7 protein-coding genes (1 of these 7 running past the window's edge) are annotated in these 6498 nt (G+C 62.0%); 2 read left to right on the top strand and 5 right to left on the bottom strand.

Annotated elements, in window-relative coordinates; genetic code table 11:
- Positions 1-358 carry the 5' portion of a TetR/AcrR family transcriptional regulator gene (locus H7A76_RS25320; protein ID WP_185701038.1) on the bottom strand. The gene continues 212 nt to the left of window position 1, outside the view, so 358 of the gene's 570 nt are visible here — the first part of the coding sequence; its start codon is at positions 356-358; the stop codon falls past the left edge of the window.
- A gap of 93 nt (positions 359-451) precedes the next feature.
- On the opposite strand from H7A76_RS25320, the gene H7A76_RS25315 reads away from it, so the two are divergent.
- Together H7A76_RS25315 and H7A76_RS25310 are read left to right on the top strand one after the other, a co-directional pair.
- A complete protein-coding gene (locus H7A76_RS25315) occupies positions 452-1186 on the top strand; it encodes an SDR family oxidoreductase (protein ID WP_185701037.1) in 735 nt (244 codons plus the stop codon).
- A 35-nt stretch (positions 1187-1221) separates the two neighbouring features.
- Entirely contained in the window at positions 1222-1818 is a 597-nt protein-coding gene (locus tag H7A76_RS25310) for a 2-hydroxychromene-2-carboxylate isomerase (protein ID WP_185701036.1), read from the top strand.
- A 76-nt stretch (positions 1819-1894) separates the two neighbouring features.
- Here the strand turns inward: H7A76_RS25310 and H7A76_RS25305 are convergent, their stop codons facing one another.
- From H7A76_RS25305 to H7A76_RS25290, 4 genes are all read right to left on the bottom strand, one after another.
- On the bottom strand, positions 1895-3703 hold the full coding sequence (locus H7A76_RS25305) for an aminopeptidase P family protein (RefSeq protein WP_185701035.1): 1809 nt from the start codon (positions 3701-3703) through the stop codon (positions 1895-1897).
- Positions 3704-3757: 54 nt separating this feature from the next.
- Complete coding sequence (locus tag H7A76_RS25300) at positions 3758-4915, bottom strand: aminotransferase class V-fold PLP-dependent enzyme (protein WP_185701034.1); 1158 nt, start codon at positions 4913-4915, stop codon at positions 3758-3760.
- Between the two features lie 209 nt (positions 4916-5124).
- Complete coding sequence (locus H7A76_RS25295; protein ID WP_185701033.1) at positions 5125-5739, bottom strand: LysE family translocator; 615 nt, start codon at positions 5737-5739, stop codon at positions 5125-5127.
- Between the two features lie 104 nt (positions 5740-5843).
- Entirely contained in the window at positions 5844-6104 is a 261-nt protein-coding gene (locus H7A76_RS25290; RefSeq protein WP_185701032.1) for a hypothetical protein, read from the bottom strand.
- Positions 6105-6498 lie beyond the last annotated feature (394 nt).

Genomic DNA, 6498 nt, shown 5'->3' with positions numbered 1-6498 from the left:
CCTCGACGGCTCCTCGGGAAACTTCCGCCCCCAATGCGGGCAACGCGCACCCCGCTCCCGGCTGCTGCACATGGGCCATGCTCAAGTACTGCTTCAGGCAGCGTCGCAACTTCTCTCGATCATGCTGACCGTTGCCTCCCAGGCGCTCCAGGCTCTGGCGCAGTTCGCGCTCGACAATCGAACCGAACAGCTCGTCCTTGGAAGCGAAATGGCTGTAGAAAGCCCCTCCGCTCAGGCCGATGGCCTTCATCAAGGCATCGACCCCAACGGTGGAAAAACCTTCGTCCTTGGCCTGGACCGCACTGCTCTGCAACAGGCGTTCACGGGTTTGCTGCTTGTGACCGGCGGAATAACGCATCCCTGAAAGCTCCCCTAGGCATTCTTGACGACTGAAAAATCATAGCATAACGTTCGTTTACCTAACGATCGTTTACCAAAGAGCGAGCCCCTCATGACCTTGAACAAGAAGAAAGTCGTACTGGTGGTTGGTGCCGGCGATGCCACGGGTGGTGCCATTGCCAAACGTTTCGCTGCTGAAGGTTTCATCGCCTGCGTAACCCGGCGCAGCGCGGACAAACTGCAACCTCTGGTGCAGAGCATCCAGCAGGCGGGCGGCGAAGCCCATGGCTTCGCTTGTGATGCCCGCAAGGAAGAGGAAGTGATCGCCCTGATCGAGCGGATCGAGACGCAACTCGGACCGATCGAAGCCTTCGTATTCAACATAGGCGCCAACGTGCCGTGCAGCATCCTCGAGGAAACGGCACGCAAGTATTTCAAGATCTGGGAAATGGCCTGTTTTTCCGGGTTCCTCAATGCCCGCGAAGTGGCCAAGCGCATGGCTACCCGCCAGCGCGGCACCATCCTGTTCACTGGCGCGACCGCCGGGATGCGGGGAGCCGCGGGGTTTGCCGCCTTCGCCGGAGCCAAGCATGGCATTCGCGCCCTGGCCCAGAGCATGGCCCGCGAGCTGGGGCCAATGAATATCCACGTGGCCCACGTCATAGTCGACGGCGCCATCGATACCGACTTCATCCGCAGCACATTCCCCGAGAAATACGCCCTCAAGGACCAGGACGGCATTCTCGATCCCGAGCATATCGCCGAGAACTACTGGTACCTGCACAGCCAACCTCGGGATGCCTGGACCTTCGAAATGGACCTGCGCCCCTGGAGCGAGCGCTGGTAAGCACCCTCTACAAGAATAATCATCGAGACCCGATCATGAGCAAAAGCGTGGAGTTCTTCTTCGACCTGGGCAGCCCGACCGCCTACCTGGCCTACACCCAACTGCCGCAAATCTGTGCCCAGACCGGCAGCCAGTTGATCTACCAACCCATGCTCCTGGGTGGCGTCTTCAAGACCACCGGCAATGCTTCGCCCATCAGCATCCCCGCCAAGGGGCGCTACATGCTGCACGACCTGGCACGTTTCGCCCGGCGCTACCAGGTGCAGCTCAACTTCAACCCGCACTTCCCCATCAACACCCTGTTGCTGATGCGCGCAACCACCGGTGTGCAGATGCGCCTGCCGGAACGTTTCGTCGATTTCATCGACTGCCTGTTCCGCGCCCTCTGGGTCGACAAACAAAACCTCAACGACCCCACCACCGTGACCCAGGTCCTGGAACGAAGCGGTTTCGATCCACAGCAGATCTTCGACCTGAGCAATGATGAAGAGGTCAAGGCCAGGCTCAAGGACAAGACCGAGCAGGCACTGCAGCGAGGAGTGTTCGGCGCCCCCAGCCTGTTCGTGGGAGACGAGCTGTTCTTTGGCCAGGACCGCCTGGACTTCGTGCGCGAAGCACTGGACGCACACTAAGGCCGAGTGTTCCCGGTGACCTCCACCGGGAACACGCCCCTTGGCATCACCCGCCTTGCACGGGAGATGCTGGTTTTCAGATTGCCGCGGTACGCACCTGCAGCCACTCCAGCGCTGCCCCTTGCAACAGGGGGCTCAGGCGCTGCCGTACTTCTTCGTGGTAGGCATTGAACCACTCACGCTCTTCCTCAGTGAGCAACGAAGGCTCCAGGCAACGGGTATCGATGGGGCACAGGGTCAGGGTTTCGAAACGCAGGAACTCGCCGAACTCGGTGCGACCCGCCTCGCGGTTCAACACCAGGTTCTCGATACGCACCCCCCAACGTCCAGGGCGATAGGTCCCGGGCTCGATGGAGGTGATCATTCCCGGCTGCATCGCCGTCTGCGGTGTCGGCGCCGCCTGATAGGCGATCACCTGCGGACCTTCATGGACATTGAGGAAATACCCGACGCCGTGCCCGGTACCGTGCCCATAGTCCACGCCGTCGGCCCAGATCGGCGCACGGGCGATGGCGTCCAGCAAGGGCGAGAGAATGCCCCGTGGGAACTGCGCACGGGACAGCGCGATGACCCCCTTGAGCACCCGGGTGCAGTCACGCTTCTGCTCGGCGCTGGGCGTGCCGATCGGCACCATGCGCGTGATGTCGGTGGTGCCCCCCAGGTACTGGCCGCCGGAGTCGATCAGCAACAGGCCGTCACCCTCGATCACCGCATGCTCCTGGGCAGTGGCGTGGTAATGGGGCATCGCGCCATTGGCGTTGAACGCCGCGATGGTATTGAAGCTCAGCGACACATACCCCGGACGCCGCTCACGGGCCGCGGTCAGGCGCTCATCGATGGTCAGTTCGGTGATGCGCTCACGGCCCAACGCACCGTCCAGCCAGGCGAAGAATTCGCACAACGCCGCACCGTCCTGCTCCATGGCCTGGCGAATGTGTTCGGCATCGGCCAGGCTCTTGCGCGACTTGGCCAGGGTCGTGGGGTTGAGCCCTTCGACCAGCCTTACCTGTGGATCGAGGTGCTCGAGCAGCCCCACCGTGACCCGTGCCGGATCGATCAGCAGGCTCGCGGTGCCAGGTACCGTACCCAGCGCCGCCGCCACCTGGGAATAATCACGCAGGCTGACGCCATCGGCCTCTAATACCGCGCGCAGCTGCGCATCGACCTTGTCCAGGGCCACGAACAGGGTGGCCTGTTGCTGGCTGACCAGGGCGAAGGAAACGAATACCGGGTTGAAGGACACATCCGCGCCACGCAGGTTGAACAGCCAGGCGATGTCATCCAGGGTGGCGATGAAATGCCAGTCCGCACCACGCTCTTTCAGCCCCTCACGCAGCGCCGCGAGCTTCTCCACCCGGCTTTGCGTGGCCTGGGGTGGCAGGTGCTGGTACACCGGTTGGTCGGGCAAGGCCGGGCGATCACTCCAGGCCTCCTGGAGCAGATCGATATCGGTACGCAGGCTGGCTCCACGCTCGGCCAGCTTGTCGCCCAGGGTACGGGCCGACGCCAGCGCCATGACCGCACCATCCACTGCAACCACAGCGCCGGCAGGCGTCTGCTGCGCCAGCCAGTCCAGGGGACCGGGCTGGCCAGGCAAGAGCTTCATCAGCTCGATGCCGCTGCCCTTGAGTTCCTTGGCGGCCTGCTCCCAGTAACGACTATCGACCCAAACACCGGCAAAGTCCGCGGTCACGACCAGAGTGCCGACCGAACCGTGGAAACCCGACAACCATTGACGCCCCTGCCAGTATCCCGGCAGGTACTCCGACAGATGCGGGTCGGCCGAAGGTACCAGCAGGGCATGGATACCCTCGCGGTTCATCAACTGGCGGACATGCGCCAGACGCTGGGGGACCCCTGCGTTGGTCGAAGGCTGCGTACTCATTGTGTCTCCTTAACCGGCTAATCATTGTTATGGAAGATCGGGGCCGCCCGATCCTCAGGTCTTGGCTCCGGCCCAGAATGCCGGAGCAGTGGCGAGTGACGCCTTGATCAGTTGTGCTGCACGGTCCACATCCTGCTCGGTGGTGAAACGCCCGAGACTCAGGCGAATGGTCCTGCCGGCCTGCCGGGCATCGAGCCCCAGCGCCAACAGCACATGGGACGGGGCATTGCTTGCCGAATTGCAGGCCGACGTGGCTGAAAACGCCATGGATGCACTCAATGCGGTCGCATCGAACCCACCTTCGGCGAAGGTCAGGCTCAAGGTATGGGGTATGCGCTGGGTCTCACTGCCATTGAGGCGCAGGCCGGCGACATCGGCCAATTGCCCGAGCAGCCGCTGGCGCAGGCGGGCGATCTTTGCAGTCTCCTCCTGCCACGACTCCCCCGCCAAAGCAAAGGCCGCACCCATGGCGGCAATCTGGTGGGTGGCCAACGTCCCGGAACGCAGCCCCCCTTCATGCCCGCCGCCATGGATCTGTGCCTGCAATTGCTGGCGAGCCCGGGGCCCGACATACAAGGCGCCAATGCCCTTGGGGCCATAGAGCTTGTGGGCGGAAAACGACATCAGGTCCACCGGCCAGCGGGCGAGATCGATGGCGACCTTGCCTGCGCCCTGGGCGGCGTCCACATGCAACAAGGCCCCGTGCTCACGGACCACCTGGCCGATGGCCGGGATGTCGTTGAGAGTACCGAGTTCATTGTTCACCAGCATCAACGACACCAGCACGGTGTCATCCCGCATGGCCCGGCTCACTGCCTCGGGGCTGATCAGTCCATCGGCATCGGGGGCCAGGTAGGTCACCGCCACGCCGGCATCCTGCAACTGCCGGGCAGTATCCAGAACCGCCTTGTGTTCGATCTGGCTGGTGATGACATGGCCGCGGGCCTGCATCACGCCCTTGAGCGCCAGGTTGTTGGACTCGGTGGCCCCCGACGTCCAGACGATCTGCTCCGGCTGCGCGCCGACCAATTGCGCCACCTGCTGCCGCGCGTGCTCGACGCTACGGCGCGCCTGTTGGCCGAAGGCATGGGAACTGGACGCCGGATTGCCGAAATTGCCATCGAAGCCCAGGCACTCGAGCATCACCTGGATGACCCGCTCATCCACCGGTGTAGTGGCGGCGTAATCAAGATAAAGAGGACGTGTGTTCATGGCTGAAAACCTGCAGAGCTTGTTCCAGGACCGGGGTCGGCTCGAAAAAGAAGAGCCATCGACGCGTCATTCGCAGCAGGCGCATCAACGGTAGTCAGCGAAGCGATACCCGATCAGATGCTTAAAGGAAGAGGACTTCACTTGTAAGTGCGTAGGAACGCTCCTGGCAGCCAGCTTAACAGGCCAGGACCGCAAAATTGAAGTGGGACTTAACAAAGGCTTTCCACCAACAGTGGTACCAAAGACAGCACCAGCAGCACCGCCATCCCCAGGTTGAACAGGCGCAACCAGCGTGGATTGCGCAACACATTGCGCAGCAGGCTGCCGCAGGCCGCCCAGAGACTGACGGTCGGGGCATTGATCAGGGCGAATACCGCGGCGATTACCAGCACATTGGTGAAATAGCCTTGCAGCGGCGTATAGGTGCTGATGGCACCCACAGCCATGACCCAGGCCTTGGGGTTGACCCACTGGAACGCCGCGGCGCCCCAATACCCCAGGGGCCGCCCCTGGCCTTGTGGCTCGTCGGACAGAGGGCCGGAACGGGCGATCTTCCACGCCAGGTACAGCAGGTAGGCCGCCCCGACATAACGCAGCACGCCGTACAGCAGTGGATAAGCCTCGAACACCGCCCCCAGGCCCAGGCCGACCGCCAGCACCAGCACGAAGAAACCGCAGCTGATGCCGAGGATATGCGGGATCGAGCGACTGAAACCGAAGTTCACGCCCGAGGCCAGCAACATGGTGTTGTTAGGGCCGGGGGTAATCGAAGTGACCAGGGCAAACAGTGAGAACGCCAACAGCAGGTCGGGGGCAAGCGGCATGGTTTGAAGAATCCGGGAGCAGGTTGGTCAGGCTTCGACCCTACTCCACGCCCACAGCGAAACCCACGGACAGTTGACGGAAACTTCGACCGGTACAGTCTTCTTCAACTGGCCGGCTGGATACGACTGATACTACGTTGGGCGCTCATTTCACCGCTGTTGTCGAAGGTCGCCGAATGCTCCTGCAATTCGGCCTTCTTCTGCTGGTATTCCTCGAACGACAAGCCGCGCCGGCTCAGGGCCTCCAGGGCCAGCTCGCGGGTTTCCTGGGCGGTATAGGGACGCAGTTCCGGAGCACCAGGGCTGGCGCAACCGGCCAGGACACAGGAAAGCAACAACAGCAAGACCACGGGTAAAGCCTTCATGGCGGGCACCTGGAGCAGATTGCGAACGATGGAGCCAGGCTACTCGCGGGCCGAGCGGGGCAAAAATCATCCCGCTCGATAGTCGCTATCGACTGTTCATGAATCGACACCCACCAACAGCAATATTCACAATAATTCTATAAATAGAGAAATACGCTCTTTTACGGAATAAAAAACAGCCTTTATAACAACCGCATCCCGTCATCCAACTGTTGCCAGGGCAACTGTTGCGCTGGCAACAGTCGATCAACAAAACAGTGCTGGTCCAACAACAGCCACACCTTGGTCACAAGGCGCAAGCCACGTGGCACAAGGCTAACAAGGGGTTGGTACAGCTCTTGCTCCAGGGCCTGGCACCTGCCATGGCTCGTCGAGCCACTGTCTTTGCCAAGGA

The sequence above is a fragment of the Pseudomonas sp. MSSRFD41 genome, from assembly GCF_014230245.1.
GTDB classification, from domain to species: domain Bacteria; phylum Pseudomonadota; class Gammaproteobacteria; order Pseudomonadales; family Pseudomonadaceae; genus Aquipseudomonas; species Aquipseudomonas piscis.
This window is presented reverse-complemented; position numbering and strand designations above follow the sequence as displayed.